General features: G+C 64.6%; 11 protein-coding genes and 2 pseudogenes. 6 read left to right on the top strand and 7 right to left on the bottom strand.

Annotated features, from left to right (window positions below):
* Positions 1-74 precede the first annotated feature (74 nt).
* On the top strand, positions 75-275 hold the full coding sequence (locus ACNANG_RS15010; protein WP_179583819.1) for a twin transmembrane helix small protein: 201 nt from the start codon (positions 75-77) through the stop codon (positions 273-275).
* 110 nt (positions 276-385) lie between these two features.
* Here ACNANG_RS15010 and ACNANG_RS15005 read toward each other — a convergent pair whose 3' ends face one another.
* The 7 genes and pseudogenes from ACNANG_RS15005 to ACNANG_RS14975 form a co-directional block, all read right to left on the bottom strand.
* Positions 386-1,261 (bottom strand): cytochrome c oxidase subunit 3, encoded by an 876-nt coding sequence (locus ACNANG_RS15005; protein ID WP_420223651.1) that lies wholly within the window; start codon positions 1,259-1,261, stop codon positions 386-388.
* Positions 1,262-1,308: 47 nt separating this feature from the next.
* Complete coding sequence (locus ACNANG_RS15000) at positions 1,309-1,530, bottom strand: DUF2970 domain-containing protein (RefSeq protein WP_420227550.1); 222 nt, start codon at positions 1,528-1,530, stop codon at positions 1,309-1,311.
* A 1-nt stretch (position 1,531) separates the two neighbouring features.
* Positions 1,532-2,128 (bottom strand): annotated as a pseudogene (locus tag ACNANG_RS14995) (cytochrome c oxidase assembly protein); the annotation flags it as partial.
* A 9-nt stretch (positions 2,129-2,137) separates the two neighbouring features.
* Positions 2,138-2,245, bottom strand: coding sequence for a cytochrome oxidase small assembly protein (locus tag ACNANG_RS14990; RefSeq protein WP_420223650.1), 108 nt, complete (start codon positions 2,243-2,245; stop codon positions 2,138-2,140).
* Complete coding sequence (gene ctaD, locus ACNANG_RS14985; protein WP_420223649.1) at positions 2,245-3,852, bottom strand: cytochrome c oxidase subunit I; 1,608 nt, start codon at positions 3,850-3,852, stop codon at positions 2,245-2,247. Before ctaD ends, ACNANG_RS14990 begins: the two co-directional genes overlap by 1 nt.
* 111 nt (positions 3,853-3,963) lie before the next feature.
* Positions 3,964-5,124 (bottom strand): cytochrome c oxidase subunit II, encoded by a 1,161-nt coding sequence (gene coxB, locus ACNANG_RS14980; RefSeq protein WP_420223648.1) that lies wholly within the window; start codon positions 5,122-5,124, stop codon positions 3,964-3,966.
* A gap of 190 nt (positions 5,125-5,314) precedes the next feature.
* A pseudogene (locus ACNANG_RS14975) lies at positions 5,315-6,258 on the bottom strand (methyltransferase domain-containing protein).
* A gap of 472 nt (positions 6,259-6,730) precedes the next feature.
* Between ACNANG_RS14975 and ACNANG_RS14970 the strand changes: the two are divergent.
* The 5 genes from ACNANG_RS14970 to ACNANG_RS14950 are packed head-to-tail and all read left to right on the top strand — an operon-like array spanning position 6,731 to position 16,562.
* Positions 6,731-7,393, top strand: coding sequence for a ComF family protein (locus ACNANG_RS14970; protein ID WP_420223647.1), 663 nt, complete (start codon positions 6,731-6,733; stop codon positions 7,391-7,393).
* On the top strand, positions 7,386-8,750 hold the full coding sequence (locus ACNANG_RS14965; protein WP_420223646.1) for an MdtA/MuxA family multidrug efflux RND transporter periplasmic adaptor subunit: 1,365 nt from the start codon (positions 7,386-7,388) through the stop codon (positions 8,748-8,750). The genes ACNANG_RS14970 and ACNANG_RS14965 overlap by 8 nt, the downstream gene beginning before the upstream one ends.
* Positions 8,750-11,866 carry an MdtB/MuxB family multidrug efflux RND transporter permease subunit gene (locus tag ACNANG_RS14960; protein ID WP_420223645.1) on the top strand — a complete coding sequence of 1,039 codons (3,117 nt, stop codon included), beginning with the start codon at positions 8,750-8,752 and terminating at the stop codon, positions 11,864-11,866. Before ACNANG_RS14965 ends, ACNANG_RS14960 begins: the two co-directional genes overlap by 1 nt.
* A complete protein-coding gene (locus tag ACNANG_RS14955) occupies positions 11,863-14,976 on the top strand; it encodes a multidrug efflux RND transporter permease subunit (RefSeq protein ID WP_420223644.1) in 3,114 nt (1,037 codons plus the stop codon). The genes ACNANG_RS14960 and ACNANG_RS14955 overlap by 4 nt, the downstream gene beginning before the upstream one ends.
* Positions 14,973-16,562, top strand: coding sequence for an efflux transporter outer membrane subunit (locus tag ACNANG_RS14950; RefSeq protein ID WP_420223643.1), 1,590 nt, complete (start codon positions 14,973-14,975; stop codon positions 16,560-16,562). The genes ACNANG_RS14955 and ACNANG_RS14950 overlap by 4 nt, the downstream gene beginning before the upstream one ends.
* Positions 16,563-16,564: the final 2 nt, after the last annotated feature.

Here is a 16,564-nt window from a genome sequence, read left to right as displayed (position 1 = left end):
TTGCGCGTTTGCATCATTCAAGGCCCCATCCAGCCCGGGGCACTGCGATAATCAACGCTTGCGGGAGGAGTTTGATGCGCATCATCGTTGCCATTGCCTTTATCGGCATTCTGTACAGCCTGGCTTCCGCCCTGTTCTTCTTGATGCGGGACAAGGGCAAGACCAACCGGACCGTCAACGCACTGACCGCCCGGATCGGTCTGTCGGTCATGCTGTTTCTGTTCGTGCTGTTCGCGCACTGGATGGGGTGGATCCAGAGCACCGGGCTGCGCTAGCGCAGCCGGGGTACCTGGCCAGGTCCCGAAAAGACAAGGCGGATGGCCGCGGTCCGTGCCGCTGCCATCCGCCTTGTCGATTCATGGCCCCGCCGGCCGGTGCAACGACCTTAGAACCAGTACACGAACAGGTACAGGCCCAGCCACACCACGTCCACGAAGTGCCAGTACCACGCGGCGCCTTCGAAGCCGAAATGCTGGTCCGCCGTGAAATGGCCCTTGATCAGCCGCCGCAATACCACCGCCAGCATCAACGCGCCCAGGCACACGTGGAATCCGTGAAAGCCTGTCAGCAGGTAGAAGGTCGAGCCGTACGCGCCCGAGGTCAGGCGCAGGTTCAGTTCGGTATACAGGTGGTAGTACTCGTAGGCCTGGACACCGACGAAGGTCAGGCCCAGCAGGACGGTGACCGCCAGCCACGTGATGCACTTGCTGCGAAGGTTTTCGCGCAGGGCATGGTGGGAAATCGTCAGTGTGATGCCCGACGTCAGCAGCAGCGCCGTGTTGATCGTGGGCAGCCAGAAGGGGCCCACCGTGGCGAATGTCTCGACCACGCCCGCCGGACCCTGGTTGGGCCAGACCGCCGAGAACGCCGGCCACAGCACCTGGCGGTGGTCGAAGTTGCCCAGCCAGGGAGTGGTGAACACGCGGGTATAGAACAGCGCGCCAAAGAACGCCGCGAAGAACATGACTTCGGAAAAAATGAACCAGCTCATGCTCCAGCGGTAGGAGACGTCGACGCGCCGGCTGTACATCCCGCCTTCGGACTCGGCGATCGCGTCGCCAAACCACTGGTAGAGCACGAACAGGAAACCGAGCACCCCGGCCAGGACCACCCAGGGCCCCATCGCAATGTCGTTGACCCACATGACCATGCCGCCGCCGAAGAACAGCAGCGCCAGGCTTCCCGTGGCCGGATGAACGGACGGGGCCGGGACGAAGTAGTACGGCGCCTCCGCGCCTTCAACCGAGTGACCTGCACTCATCACAACTCTCCTTCGCGATGTCTATGTAATTCGTTCTTGTTATGCCGCTACGCTACCACCGCCTGCACGATTCCAACCAGCACCAGCACCAGCAAGGCCGCCATCAAAACGCCCGCGATCACCAGATGAACGGGATTCAGGTTGGCCATGTCCTGCTGGTAGTCCTTGCCGCGGCGCAGTCCGATGAAGGACCACAGCACGGCCTGAACCGTCTGGAAGAAATTGAGCTTGCGCGCCGTCGCGCGGGCATCCACGCGCGGCTCGGTCATACGCCCCCGCCCCCGCGCCTGCCGTGTCGTCCTTGCTGGCGGCCGTGCGACCGGCCACTTCAAAGAACGTGTACGACAGGGTGATGGTGGTCACCTCTTTCGGCAGCTTCGGGTCGACCACGAAGACCACCGGGAACTGACGCGTTTCGCGCGCCTTCAAGTCCTGCTGCGTGAAGCAGAAGCACTCGATCTTCTTGAAATACTGTCCTGCCGCCATAGGCGCGTAGCTCGGGATCGCCTGCCCGGCCATCTCGCGGTCCTGCTGGTTCGCGATCTCGTACGTGATCGTGGCCAGCTCGCCCGGATTCACGTCCATTGACGTCTGCACCGGCCGGAATCGCCACGGTCCATGGATGTTGGCGTCGAACACGATCCGGATGGTGCGCGATGTGTCCACCTGGGTGTTCTTGGCGAACTCGACCGCGTCATCGTCGATCCGGGTCAGGAAATTGATGCCCGTGACCTCGCAGATGGCCTTGTACATCGGCACCAGCGCATACCCAAAGCCAAACATGAGCACGATGATGACCGCAAGCTTGCCCAGCATGCGACGGTTGTCGCCTGCGGGGCCTGGCGTTTTTTCTTGCGGTGTCGTCATGGCGTGCCTTTAGCCGTAATAGACCTTCCTGAGGATGACCATCAGGAAGAATCCGATGGCGACCGCGGCAAGCAGCATGCCCAGTCGCCGGTTGTTGCGGCGTTGTTCCGGCGTCATTACTTGATCAGCGGAGGCGTCTCGAAGGTGTGGAACGGCGCGGGCGACGGCACCGACCACTCCAGGCCGCCGTCTTCGGCGCCCCACGGGTTCGCGGGCGCCGGTTCGCCCTTGCCGGCAAACGCCTTCAGCACGATGTAGAGGAACAGCAGCTGCGACAGGCCGAACCAGAAGGCGCCGATGGTGGCGATCTGATGGAAGTCGGTGAACTGCGCGGCGTAGTCGGCGTAACGACGGGGCATGCCGGCCAGGCCCAGGAAGTGCATCGGGAAGAAGGTGATGTTGAACGAGATCAGGGACGACCAGAAGTGCAGCTTGCCGAGCTTCTCGTCATACATGACACCCGTCCACTTCGGCAGCCAGTAATAGGTGCCGCCGAACAGCGAGAACAGCGAGCCGGCCACCAGCACGTAGTGGAAGTGGGCGACCACGTAATAGGTGTCCTGCACCTGGATGTCGATCGGCGCCACGGCCAGGATCAGGCCCGTGAATCCGCCCATCGAGAACACGAAGATGAAGCCGACCGCGAACAGCATCGGTGTTTCGAACGTCATGGAACCGCGCCACATCGTGGCCAGCCAGTTGAAGATCTTCACGCCGGTCGGCACGGCGATCAGCATCGTCGCATACATGAAGAAGAGCTGACCGGTGACCGGCATGCCGGTCGTGAACATATGGTGCGCCCACACGATGAAGGACAGGATGGCGATGGAAGACGTTGCATACACCATCGACGCGTAGCCGAACAGGCGCTTGCGGGCGAACACCGGCACGATGGCCGAGACGATGCCGAAGGCCGGCAAGATCATGATGTACACCTCGGGGTGCCCGAAGAACCAGAAGATGTGCTGGTACATGACCGGGTCGCCGCCGCCGGCCGCGTTGAAGAACGACGTGCCGAAGTGACGGTCGGTCAGGACCATGGTGATGGCGCCGGCCAGCACGGGCATGACGGCGATCAGCAGGTAGGCCGTGATCAGCCAGGTCCAGCAGAACAGCGGCATCTTCATCAGGGTCATGCCAGGGGCGCGCATGTTCAGGATCGTGACGACGATGTTGATGGCGCCCATGATGGACGATGCGCCCGCGATGTGCAGGGCAAAGATGGCCATGTCCATGCCGGGGCCCATCTGTACCGACAGCGGTGCGTACAGGGTCCAGCCGGCCGCGGTGGCGCCGCCAGGCACGAAGAACGACGCGCTCAGCAGGATGCCCACGACGGGCAGCAGCCAGAAACTGAAGTTGTTCATCCGGGCGAACGCCATGTCGGATGCGCCGATCTGCAGCGGGATCATCCAGTTCGCGAAGCCCACGAAGGCGGGCATGATCGCGCCGAACACCATGATGATGCCGTGCATGGTGGTGAACTGGTTGAACAGTTCGGGCTGGAAGAACTGGATGCCGGGCTCGAACAGTTCGGTGCGCAACAACAGGGCCAGCAGGCCGCCCATCATCAGCATCGTGAACGAGAAGATCAGGTACATCGTCCCGATGTCTTTGTGATTGGTTGCGAACAACCAGCGGCGCCACCCGGTCGGACGTGCGTGGGCGTGGTCGTCGTGCGCATGATCATGCCCGTGGGCGTGGTCGATCGCGGTGCTGCTCATGATGGCTCCTTGCTGCTCTGTACTGCTGTCATCGTGCGTGACGATGGACATCCATTCGAATACGAAACCTGACATCCCTGGCTATGCGGCCTTGGCGGCCGGCCGGAGCGATCAGCGGGCGGCTTTCAAATCGGCGGGTTGCACGACCGGATCGGTCCCTTTGCCCGCATTGCTCCAGGCATTGCGGGTATAGGTGATGACGGCAGCAAGTTCAGTGTCGGACAGATGGGCAAACGATGCCATTGCCGTTCCTGGACGTCCTTTCAGCAGTGTCTCGATCTGCCGGGCCTTGGGTCCGAGAACGGCGGCATCGCCATCCAGCGCCGGGAACGTGCCAGGCACGCCCTTCCCGGTCGCCTGATGACAGGCCACGCAATTCGAGGCAAAGACCGTCTGGCCGCGCGTCTTGAGCTCGTCGGCGGTCCAGACCTTGTTGGGGTCGTCGGCGAGAGCAGCCATCGCCTTCTTCTTTTCATCGACCCACTTTGTGTAATCTTCGGCGGACACGACCTTCACCACGATGGGCATGAAGGCGTGGTCCTTGCCACAGAGTTCGGCGCACTGACCGCGGAATTCGCCGATCTTTTCGGCGCGGAACCACGTGTCGCGCACGAAACCCGGGATCGCGTCCTGCTTGACGCCAAAGGAAGGCACCATCCAGGCGTGGATCACGTCGTTGGCGGTCGTGACGACACGGATTTTCTTGTCGACCGGCACCACCAGCGGGTTGTCCACTTCCATCAGGTAGTTGTCGCCCTTGGGCGCGGTGCCGTCGCGCTGCTCGGCCGGCGTGGCCAGGTTGGACAGGAAACCGATGCCCTCGCCTTCGCCGGTCAGGTAGTCGTAGCCCCATTTCCACTGGTAGCCGGTGGCCTTGACGGTCAGGTCGGCGTTGGTGGTGTCCTTCATCGCGACGACGGTCTTGGTCGCCGGAAGCGCCATGCCGATTACGATGACGAACGGAATGATCGTCCAGGCGATCTCGACGCCGATGCTTTCATGGAACGTGGCGGGCTTGGCGCCGCGCGATTTCCGGTGCGCCCAGATCGAATAGAACATCACGGCGAACACCGCGATGAAGATCACCAGACAGATCGCCAGCATCATCCAGTGCAGCCACTGGATCTGCGAGGCAATGCTCGTGACCGGCTCATGCAGGTTGAGTTGATTGACCTTCGGGCCGCCTACGCTGTCGTTGACCGCCAGCGCTGCGCTGCTGGCCAGCATGTTTGCGAACAAGGCTCCTACCCACCCACTCAACCACTTCTTCATGTCCGACCTCGAAGAACATCGTTTACTTTCAGGCAGTCGAGCCCCGGCTGCGTATCTCCTCGCAGCGCTCCCCCGGCCAACCACTAAATTAATTGTTATATGCGGTGTCTTAGCAGGTTAGTGCTTAGAACCGCCGGATTATACGGGTACGGGCGAAGCCGCAGCAAATGCGCTGCATGCCTCCTATCGCTCATCGTTTGACTGAACGTCCGATCGACGCCACGGATAGTCGGGTTTCCCCTGTAGCCAATTTGTGCGACCCCGCTCGCCAGGCATGACCATACGCCACTTCCAGCGTCAGGTGGATACGGCCGTCGGGTGCGCGCTGTGCATCGAGGGCGGCGGCCAGGCGATCGCGCCAGGCGCGCCCCGCCAGTCCGCGGCGCCGTCCGGCCGCCGGATTGCCCCCAGGCGGCGTACGTCCAGCAGCAGCGACGCCGGATCGTTATAGGTCAGGGTCAGGATTTCCTGGTCCATGACGGGATCGGCAAAGCCGCTTTCGATGAGCAGGTCGCCAAAGTCATGCATGTCGACGAATGGCGGCGTGGCTGTGTCCAGCCCCGCCTGGGCGACGGCATCGCGCAATTGTTTGAAGGTATTGGGACCCAGGCAGCTGAACATGACCAGTCCGCCAACCTTCAGGACCCGGCGCCATTCTTCGAGCACACGATGCGGTTCGGCATGCCAGTGCAAGGCCAGGTTGGACCACACCATGTCGAACTGTTCGGGCGGCAGGCCGGTGGCGGCCAGGTCGGCTTCAAGGAATTCCGGGGCAGCCGAACCGGCGCGGCCCACAAGGCCCATGACGCCTTGCCGCAGGCGGGCCACCGCCGAGGGCTGGTATTTGCGACGCGCATGGTCCAGCAAGGAAGGGCTCAGGTCGACACCGGTGTAGTGAGCAGCAGGATAGCGTTCGCGCAACAAGGGCAAGGCAGCGCCGGCGCCGCAACCGGCGTCGAGCAGCGCCGCGGGGTCCACGCGGATGTAGTCCAGGCGCTCGAGCATGCGCCGCGCGATTTCTCCGTACAGGAATTGCGCTTCTTCAAGGTCGCCGCGGCGATCGAACTGGCGCACGACATGCTGGCCGACCAGGGGCAAGGCGGGAAGCCGACCGACGGAGGCCGCGGCGGGCATGGATGTTTCTGTCATTGCGGGTAGGCACACGTATCAAGGGAGTCTTTACACTACGGCAGAGCATCGGGTGGACTGCGCCGCCCGCTCATCATGCCATGGCTCGCCACGGCCCACGTCCACTGTACTCCGCCACGCCTGCACGCTCGCACCCTTCATGCCCAAGCCGCCGCCTTGGTTTTCCTTGCCGCGCTGGCCGACGCCCCGTTTTCCGGGCGCCGGGCGGTGGCGCGCCCGTGCCGCCGACGCATTGTCGATCGCGCGTGCCCGGCTGCCGACCGACTGCCCCCTGTGCAGCGCGCCAGCGCAGGGCGGCACCCTGTGCCGGGCGTGTGATGCCGAGGTCACGGGCTTGCTGCGCAGCGCGCCCGGAACGGGCATGACCTGGCGCTGCCAGCGGTGCGCGCTGGCCCTGCCCGAACACGATAGCCCCTGCCCCGATTGCGCGGGCCGGGACACGGCGTTCGACCGGACCGTGATTGCGCTGGATTACGTTCCGCCGGCCGACGCGCTTATCTTGCGTATGAAAGCGGGTCGCCATTATGCCGAGGGCGACCTGCTCGGCAATCTGCTGGCCGAGGCCATCCGCCATGACGGCCGCGGGCTGCCGCCTGGTACGGTGCTGCTGCCGGTGCCCGCCAGCCGGGCGGCCTTGCGTGCACGGGGCTTCAATCCCGCCGCCGAGATTGCTCGCGCGCTGGGCCGCGACCTGGGGTTGCCGGTGCACCACGATTGGCTGGCGCGCACCCGGCAGCAGGCGCAGCAGCACACGCTGGGCCGGCTGGAACGCCGGGAGGCCGCGCAGGGCCTGTATGCTTGCGCACCCGCCGTGCGTGGCACGCATCTGGGGATCGTCGACGACGTCATGACGACCGGCAGCACGCTGCATGAGATCGCGTTGGCGCTGAAGGCGGCCGGGGCGGCCAGCGTGACCGCGCTGGTGGCGGCGCGCACGCCGCATCCCCCGATGACGAAACGGTCGCGCGGCCGGATATTCGCAAGGCAGGGGCGAATTTTCGCAGACAACGTGAATAACGATTTCGAACCATTTCAAAACCCGATGATCCCGCCGACTTTCGACCGCTTCTGGTCTACCTTAACGGTCACGCACAGGCCTCTCCTGGAACACCATGGCTGATTTTCCTAACGCGCCCGATCGCTCTGGCGACCCCGCGTCCCCGTCCCGTCCCCTGCCCCGCCGCGCGCGCTGGCCGTGGCTCGTGGCGCTTCTGCTCATTCTTGCCGCAGTCGGCTGGTGGTGGTGGCATGGGCGGACGACCCAGGAAGCAGCCCCTGGCGCCACCGGCGCGTCCCGCGCCTCGGGTGCGCGCGGGCCACGGGCGCCGGGTGCCGGCGGCCCGCCGGGGGCGGCCGGCGCGGGCGCCTTCGCGACACCTCCGATTCCGGTCAAGGCTGAAGCGGCCCGATCCGAAAACCTGGATGTCTTCATCAAGTCGCTGGGCACGGTCACGTCCTTCAATACGGTCACGGTGCGCAGCCGGGTCGACGGCGAACTGATGAAGGTCCTGTTCAAGGAAGGCCAGCGGGTCAAGGCGGGCGATCTGATCGCGCAGATCGATCCACGCGCCTACCAGGTCGCCTTGTCGCAGGCGCAAGGCACCTTGCAGCAGAATCAGGCCCAGCTGGAGAATGCCCGGAAGGATCTGGACCGGTACCAGACCCTATTCTCGCAGGATTCGATTGCCCGCCAGCAGGTGGATACGCAGGCCGCGCTGGTCCGCCAGTACGAAGGCACGCTCAAGACCAACCAGGCAGCCGTCGACAACGCCAGGCTGCAGCTCGACTACACGCGCGTCACGGCGCCGATCGCCGGCCGGGTCGGCCTGCGCCAGGTGGACCAGGGCAACCTGGTGCGCAGCAGCGATACCAATGGCCTGGTCATCATCACCCAGACGCAGCCCATTTCCGTGATTTTCACCATTGCCGAATCCGACCTGCCGCGCGTCTTGCAGCAGTTGCGCGGCGGCAATCGGCTGGCGGTCGAAGCGTACGACCGCGCCGACCTGGTCAAGATCGCCGACGGCGTGCTGGACACGCTGGACAACCAGATCGACGTGACCACGGGTACCGTCAAGATGAAGGCGCGGTTCGACAACAAGGACGAATCCCTGTTTCCGAACCAGTTCGTCAATGCGCGCCTGCACGTGCGCACGCTCAAAGACGCCACCGTCATCCCGACCGCCGCCGTGCAGCGTGGCACCCCTGGCACCTTCGTCTATGTGGTCAAGCCCGACAATACGATTGACGTGCGGGTGATCAAGCTGGGGCAACCCAACGGCGAACGGGTCGCGGTCACCGAAGGCCTGGCGCCGGGTGAAAAAGTCGTGGTCGAAGGCGTGGACCGGCTGCGCGCGGGCGCCAAGGTCGACGTGGTGACCGGCGCGGCCGAGGTGCCGGCGGCCGCGGGCAGCCAGTTGCAGCGCAGCGGTGAAGGCGGTCCCCGCCCTAACCGCGGACAGACGCCGAGACCCTGATGAATCCGTCCCGGCTTTTCATCCTGCGCCCCGTCGCCACGACCCTGGCGATGATCGCGCTGTTGCTGGCGGGGCTGATCGCGTATCGGCTGCTGCCGGTGTCGGCCCTGCCCGAGGTGGACTACCCGACGATCCAGGTGACGACGCAATATCCGGGCGCGAGTCCGGATGTGATGACGTCGCTCGTGACCGCGCCGCTCGAACGCCAGTTCGGGCAGATGCCGGGCCTGAACCAGATGTCGTCGATCAGTTCGGGCGGCGCGTCGGTGATCACGCTCAAGTTCAATCTGGACCTCGCGTTGGATATTGCCGAGCAGGAAGTGCAGGCCGCGATCAACGCCGGGTCCAACCTGCTGCCCAGCGACTTGCCGGCCCCACCTATCTACAACAAGGTGAACCCGGCCGACACGCCGGTGCTGACGCTCGCGATTTCGTCGCCCACGCTGCCGCTGTACAAGGTGCGCGACCTGGTCGACACCCGCATGGCGCAAAAGATCGCGCAGGTATCGGGCGTCGGTCTGGTCAGCATTGCCGGGGGCCAGCGGCCCGCGGTGCGGATCCGCGCCAACCCACAGGCACTGGCTGCCTACGGTCTGAATCTGAGCAACGTGCGCACCGCGATCACGGGCGCCAACGTCAATCAGCCCAAGGGCAACTTCGATGGCCCGAGCCGCGCGACCACGCTGGACGCGAATGACCAGCTCAAGACCATCGACCAGTATCGCAACCTCATCATCTCGTACCAGAACAACGCGCCGCTGCGCCTGTCGGACGTGGCCGAAACGGTCGAAGACGCCGAGAACACGCGCCAGGCCGCATGGGCCAATGGCAAGCCGGCGATCCTGATCAATGTGCAGCGCCAGCCTGGCGCCAACGTGATCGATGTCGTGGACCGCATCCGCAAGCTGCTGCCCGACGTGCAGGCTGGCCTGCCGAGCACGCTGGACGTGGCGGTGCTGTCGGACCGGACCGAGACCATCAAGGAATCCGTGCGGGACGTGCAGTTCGAATTGCTGCTGGCGATCGCGCTGGTGGTGATGGTGACCTTTGTGTTCCTGCGGAACCTGACTGCCACGCTGATTCCAAGCGTGGTCGTGCCGCTGTCCCTGATCGGCACTTTCGGGATCATGTATCTGGCCGGGTTCAGCGTGAACAACCTGACGCTGATGGCGCTGACCGTGGCGACCGGCTTCGTGGTCGACGATGCCATCGTGATGATCGAGAACATCGCGCGCTATCTGGAAGAGGGCGAGACGCCGCTGCATGCCGCGCTCAAGGGCGCCGCGCAGATCGGCTTCACGCTGATCTCGTTGACCGTGTCGCTGATTGCCGTCCTGATTCCACTGCTGTTCATGGGCGATGTGATCGGCCGCCTGTTCCGCGAATTCGCGATCACGCTGGCGGTGTCCATCCTGATCTCATTGGTGATCTCGCTGACGCTGACGCCCATGATGTGCGCCAAGTTCCTCAAGCACATTCCCGAAGAACGGCAGACGCGTTTCTACCGCAAGAGCGGCGCCGTGTTCGACCGCATCATCGCGGGCTACGACCGGATGCTGCAGCGTGTCTTGGCGCATCAGCCGCTGACGCTGCTCGTGGCGCTGGCGACCCTGCTGTTGACTGCCTTGCTGTACGTGATCATTCCAAAGGGGTTCTTTCCGCTGCAGGATACGGGCGTGATCCAGGCCATTACCGAGAGCTCGCAATCGGTGTCCTTCTCGGCCATGGCCCAGCGTCAGCAGGCGGCGGCCAAGGTCATTCTTGACGATCCGGATGTCGAAAGCCTGTCGTCCTTCATCGGTGTCGATGGCAACAATCCCACGCTCAACAGCGGACGCATCCAGATCAATCTGAAGACGCGCGGCGAACGGTCGGACACCGCGCCCGCCATCATCAAGCGGCTGCAGGACGCGCTGCATGACGTGCCCGACATCAAGCTCTACATGCAGCCGGTGCAGGACCTGACGATCGAAGATCGCGTCAGCCGGACGCAGTACCAGTTCACCCTGCAGGACCCCGACCTGGCGCATCTGGGCGTATGGACCCGCAAGCTGGTCGAACAGCTGGCGACGCTGCCCCAGCTGGCCGATGTGAACCATGACTTGCAGGACCAGGGGCTGCAGACCTATATCGAGATCGATCGCAATGCCGCGTCACGGCTGGGCATCACGGCCACCACGATCGACGCGGCCTTGTACGACGCACTCGGGCAGCGGCTGATTTCGACCATCTTCACGCAGTCGAATCAGTATCGCGTCGTGCTGGAAGTGCAGCCGCAGTTCCGCCAGGATCCGTCGTCGCTGTCGCAGATCCACGTGGCGGCGGCCGACGGCAAGCAGGTGCCGCTGACCAATATCGTGAAGGTGTCGGAACGCAATACGCCGCTGGCGATCAGCCACCTGGGGCAGTTCCCGTCGGCCACGGTGTCATTCAACCTGGCCCCGGGCGCGTCATTGAGCGGCGCGGTGGAAGCGATCCTGAAGGCGGAGCAGGACATCGGCATGCCGACGGCGATCCAGACCCGATTCCAGGGTGCGGCGCAGGCCTTCCAGACCTCGCTGGACAGCACCCTGCTCCTGATCATCGCGGCCATTGCGACCATGTATATCGTGCTGGGGGTGCTGTATGAAAGCTACATCCACCCGATCACGATCCTGTCGACCTTGCCGTCGGCCGGCGTGGGCGCCCTGCTCGCCCTCATGATCGCGGGCAGCGATCTGGACATGATCGGCATCATCGGGATCATCCTGCTGATCGGCATCGTGAAAAAGAACGCGATCATGATGATCGACTTCGCGCTGGACGCGGAACGCAAGCAGGGCATGAGCCCGCGCGACGCCATTCACCAGGCCGCGCTGCTGCGCTTTCGTCCCATCCTGATGACGACGCTGGCCGCCCTGTTCGGCGCGGTGCCGCTGATGCTCAGTACCGGCACCGGCGCGGAGCTGCGTCAGCCGCTGGGCCTGGTGATGGTGGGCGGCCTGCTGGTCAGCCAGGTGCTGACACTGTTCACCACGCCGGTGATCTACCTGATGTTTGATCGCCTGGGACAGCGGGTGCGGGACCGCCGCGCGCGCAAGGAAGGCATGCCGGTGACCGGAGACCAGGCGGCATGAACCTGTCGGCGCCCTTCATCATGCGGCCGGTGGCGACCGCGCTGCTGACGCTGGCCATCGTGCTGGCGGGCGTGCTTGCGTTCCTGATGCTGCCGGTGGCGCCCCTGCCGCAGGTCGACTATCCGACCATCTCGGTATCGGCCAGTCTGGCGGGCGCCAACCCCGAAACCATGGCGTCGAGTGTGGCGACGCCGCTGGAGCGGGCGCTAGGCAGCATTGCCGGGGTCAGCGAAATGACGTCGAGCAGTTCGCAGGGATCCACCCGGATCACGCTGCAGTTCGACCTGAGCCGCGACATCGATGGTGCGGCGCGCGACGTGCAGGCCGCGATCAACGCGGCGCGCAGCATGCTGCCTTCGGCCCTGCGCAGCAATCCCACCTACACGAAACGCAATCCGTCGTCGGCGCCGGTCATGGTGCTGGCCATGACCAGCAAGACGCTGGACCAGGGCCAGTTGTACGACGTCGGCTCGACCATCATGGCGCAGCGGATCGCGCAGATCAAAGGCGTGGCCGAAGTGCAGGTGGGCGGCAGTTCCTTGCCCGCCGTGCGGATCGAACTCAATCCCAATCTGCTGAACCAGTACGACATTCCGCTGGACACCGTGCGGCAGGCGGTCACCGGCGCCAATGCCAATGGTCCGAAAGGCGTCCTTGAGAACGACACCACGCATTGGCAGGTCGCGACCAACGGGCAGTTGCGCAAGGCCGCCCAGTACCAGGAACTGGTCGTTGCGTATCGCAACAATGCCGCCGTGCGGCTGAGCGACGTCGCGCGGGTCGAGGATTCGGTCGAAGACCTGTTCCAGATGGGCTTCTACAACAACCAGCGGGCGATCCTGCTGGTGGTAAGCCGGCAGGCCAATGCAAACATCATCGAGACGGTGGATCGGATTCGCGATGCCCTGCCGCAAATGCGGTCGATGCTGCCGGGCGACGTGGAACTGACGGTGGCGCAAGACCGCACGCCCAGCATCCGGGCATCCCTGGCCGAAGCCGAACACACGCTGATCATTGCCGTGGGGCTGGTGATCATGGTGGTGCTGCTGTTCCTGCGCAATGGGCGCGCGGCCCTGATCCCGAGCGTGGCCGTGCCGGTGTCGCTGATCGGCACCTTCGTCGTCATGTGGCTGTGTGGCTATTCGCTCAACACCATGTCGCTGATGGCGCTGATCGTGGCGACCGGTTTCGTGGTGGACGACGCCATCGTGGTGCTGGAAAACATCTCCCGGCATATCGAGGAAGGCATGTCCCCGCTGCGGGCCGCGCTCAAAGGCGCACGCGAGGTCGGATTCACCGTGCTGTCCATGAGCCTGTCATTGATCGCCGTGTTCATCCCCATTCTGTTGATGGGCGACATCGTCGGCCGGCTGTTCCGTGAATTCGCGGTCACGCTGTCGGCCGCGATTCTGGTGTCGCTGGTGGTGTCGCTCACCCTGACGCCCATGATGTGCGCGCGGCTGCTGAAAACGCCCGCGCAAACCCGTCAAACGGGCCGCGTGTCGCGGGCCTTGGGCCGCTTCTTCGATGCCTTGCTGCGCGGCTACGATCGCAGCCTTGCCTGGGCCTTGAAGCACTCCTTGCTGACCGTAGTCGTGCTGGCCCTGACCGTGGGGCTGAACGTGTACCTGTACGTGAAAGTGCCCAAGGGCTTCTTTCCGCAGCAGGACACCGGGCAATTGATGGGTTTCGTGCGCGCCGACCAGGGCACGTCGTTCCAGGCCATGGGCCCGAAGCTGGAATATTTCCGCAAGGTCGTGCTGTCGGACCCGGCGGTGGAAAGCATGGTGGGCTACAGCGGCGGACGCGGTGGCAGCAACTCCAGTTTCATGATGATCCAGCTGAAGCCCATCACGCAGCGCAAGGAAAATGTCGACCAGGTGATCGCACGGCTGCGCATGCGGCTGTCGAACATTGCCGGGGCGCAGATGTTCATGGTGCCGAACCAGGACATCCGGATCGGCGGGCGATCGTCACGATCGTCCTACCAGTACACGTTGATGGCATCGGAACTGTCGGCGCTGCGCGAGTGGATGCCCAAGGTGCAGCAGGCATTGTTGAAAATGCCCGAGCTGGCCGATGTGGATACCGACATCGAAGACAAGGGCCAGCAGATCTCCTTGCAGATCGATCGTGAGACGGCCACGCGGCTGGGGGTGGACATGTCGACCATTGCGGCGGTGTTGAACAACTCGTTCACGCAGCGGCAGGTTTCGGTGATCTACAACACCCTCAATCAATACCGGGTGGTCATGGAAGTGGACCAGCGCTACGCGCAGAACGCCGATGCGCTCAGCAAGGTGTTCGTGATCACGGCCGCGGGCACGCGCGTGCCGCTGTCGGCCTTTGCAAAATGGCAGACGACCAACGCGCCGCTGAGCGTGCAGCACGACAGCCAGTTCGTGGCGGACACCATCTCGTTCAACCTGGCGCCGGGCGTGTCGCTGGGCCAGGCCACTGCCGCCATCGAGCAAGCCATTGCGCGCATCAGCCTGCCCACCACCGAAATCCAGGCGGGCTTTGCCGGCAGCGCAAAGGCGCTGCAGTCGACGCTGAGTGCGCAGCCCTGGCTGATCCTGGCGGCGCTGGTCACGATGTATCTGGTCCTGGGCATTTTGTACGAAAGCTATATCCATCCGCTGACCATCCTGTCGACCTTGCCGTCGGCGGGCATTGGCGCGCTGCTGGCCCTGATGGTGCTCGGCAAGGAATTCACGCTGATCGCGTTGATCGGGGTATTCCTGCTGATCGGGATCGTGAAGAAAAACGCCATCATGATGGTGGATTTCGCGCTGGATGCCGAACGGCGGCTGGGGCTGTCACCGCGCGAAGCCATCTATCAGGCGTGTCTGATGCGTTTCCGGCCCATCCTGATGACGACGATGGCCGCCATGCTGGGCGCCCTGCCGCTGGTGCTGAGCACTGGCGCCGGCGCCGAACTGCGCCAGCCGCTGGGCATCACGATCGTGGGCGGCCTGTTCCTGAGCCAGTTGCTGACCCTGTACACCACGCCCGTGGTCTATCTCTACCTTGACCGCATGCGCCATTGGGCGCACCGGCGCTGGGGCACGCCCGCGCCTGCCCTGCCGCTCCCTGGAGGCAATCTATGAAGCAGCCCTTGACCGTGGCGCCGCGTTCCATCGTGAACGCCCGCGTGCTCCGGCCATCGCGCCCCGCCACCCTGAATCTGCTGGCCGGACTGACCCTGGCCGCCCTGCTTGCCGGATGCGCCGTTGGACCGGACTACCATCGGCCCACCGCGCCAACCGGCATCGAATTCAAGGAAACCGAAGGCTGGAAAGCCGCCCAACCCAGCGACGACATCACGCGCGGCGCCTGGTGGGAGATCTACAACGACCCGGTTCTGAACCGGTTGATGCCGCAGGTCGAGGCCGCCAACCAGACACTGGCGCAATCCGAAGCGCAGTATCGGCAGGCTATCGCGGTGCTGCGCGGTACGCGTGCCGCCGAATTGCCGACGCTGAGCGGCAACGTGTCAGCCACGCGCAGCGGCAACGGCGTCAGCAGCGGCACGACGACCACCACGACCGGCACCGGCGTCGGTACCGGTGTCGGCACCGGCACCGGAACGGGAACCGGCACCACGATCATCAGCACACCCAGCAGCAGTTCCAGTATCCGCAACCAGTTCAGCACCAGCCTGAGCGCGAGTTGGGAAGTCGATCTGTGGGGCCGCATCCGCCGGGGCGTCGAAGCCGATTCGGCCAGCGTCCAGGCCAGCGCCGCCAATCTGGCCGCCGCCCGCCTGAGCGCCCAATCCACCCTGGCCCGCAACTACTTTCAGCTGCGGGTGATGGACGAACAGAAGCGCCTGCTCGAAGCCACGATCAAGGTGTACGAGCGGTCGCTGCGGCTGAACGAAAACCGGTATGACGTCGGCGTCAGCGCGCGGGCCGACATCGTCCAGGCGCGGGCGCAACTGGAAGGCGCGCGGGCGCAGGCCATCGATCTGGACTGGCAACGCGCGCAGCTGGAACACGCCATCGCGATCCTGACCGGCCAGCCGCCGTCGAACTTCGCGATCGCGCCGGCGCCATTGAACACCGCGCTGCCCGATGTGCCGGTCGGCCTGCCCTCGGAACTGCTCGAGCGGCGTCCGGACATTGCGGCCGCCGAACGCAACGTGCAGGCCGCCAACGCCCGCATCGGCGTCGCCAAGGCGGCGTACTTCCCGACCCTGACTCTGTCGGCCAGCGGCGGCTATCGCAACTCCACCTTTGCGGATTGGCTGACGGCGCCTGCGCGGTTCTGGTCGCTGGGACCGGCCCTGGCCGCGCCTTTGTTCGACGGAGGCCTGCGCCGCGCGCAGGTGTCCCAGAACGAAGCCGCCTATGATGCGCAGGTGGCGGCATACCGGCAGACCGTGCTGACCGCCTTGGGTGAAGTCGAAGATAATCTGGTTCAATTGCGGGTGCTGGCCGACGAACAGGTGGTGCAGCAGCGCGCCCTGGATGCCGCGCGCGAATCGTTGCGATTGACAACCAACCAGTTCGAAGCCGGCATTATCGACTTCCTCAGCCTGGTCACCGTCCAGACGACGGCGCTGAACAATGAGCGCACGAACCTGACGCTGCTCGGCAACCGCCTGACCGCCAGCGTGGCGCTGATCGCCGCCATTGGCGGCGGGTGGGACCAGGATCTCGCGCCTCCCGTCAAACCCCGACCCCAGGACTGATC

The sequence above is a fragment of the Pigmentiphaga litoralis genome (assembly GCF_048632615.1).
Taxonomy (GTDB): Bacteria; Pseudomonadota; Gammaproteobacteria; order Burkholderiales; family Burkholderiaceae_B; genus Pigmentiphaga; species Pigmentiphaga litoralis_B.
This window is presented reverse-complemented; position numbering and strand designations above follow the sequence as displayed.

Bases quoted from the DNA above. Each gene is read 5' to 3' on its own strand.
- ACNANG_RS15010 (WP_179583819.1), top strand. From the start codon at position 75: ATGCGCATCATCGTTGCCATTGCCTTTATCGGCATTCTGTACAGCCTG.
- ACNANG_RS15005 (WP_420223651.1), bottom strand. From the start codon at position 1,261: ATGAGTGCAGGTCACTCGGTTGAAGGCGCGGAGGCGCCGTACTACTTC.
- ACNANG_RS15000 (WP_420227550.1), bottom strand. From the start codon at position 1,530: ATGACCGAGCCGCGCGTGGATGCCCGCGCGACGGCGCGCAAGCTCAAT.
- ACNANG_RS14990 (WP_420223650.1), bottom strand. From the start codon at position 2,245: ATGACGCCGGAACAACGCCGCAACAACCGGCGACTGGGCATGCTGCTT.
- ctaD (WP_420223649.1), bottom strand. From the start codon at position 3,852: ATGAGCAGCACCGCGATCGACCACGCCCACGGGCATGATCATGCGCAC.
- coxB (WP_420223648.1), bottom strand. From the start codon at position 5,124: ATGAAGAAGTGGTTGAGTGGGTGGGTAGGAGCCTTGTTCGCAAACATG.
- ACNANG_RS14965 (WP_420223646.1), top strand. From the start codon at position 7,386: ATGGCTGATTTTCCTAACGCGCCCGATCGCTCTGGCGACCCCGCGTCC.
- ACNANG_RS14960 (WP_420223645.1), top strand. From the start codon at position 8,750: ATGAATCCGTCCCGGCTTTTCATCCTGCGCCCCGTCGCCACGACCCTG.
- ACNANG_RS14955 (WP_420223644.1), top strand. From the start codon at position 11,863: ATGAACCTGTCGGCGCCCTTCATCATGCGGCCGGTGGCGACCGCGCTG.
- ACNANG_RS14950 (WP_420223643.1), top strand. From the start codon at position 14,973: ATGAAGCAGCCCTTGACCGTGGCGCCGCGTTCCATCGTGAACGCCCGC.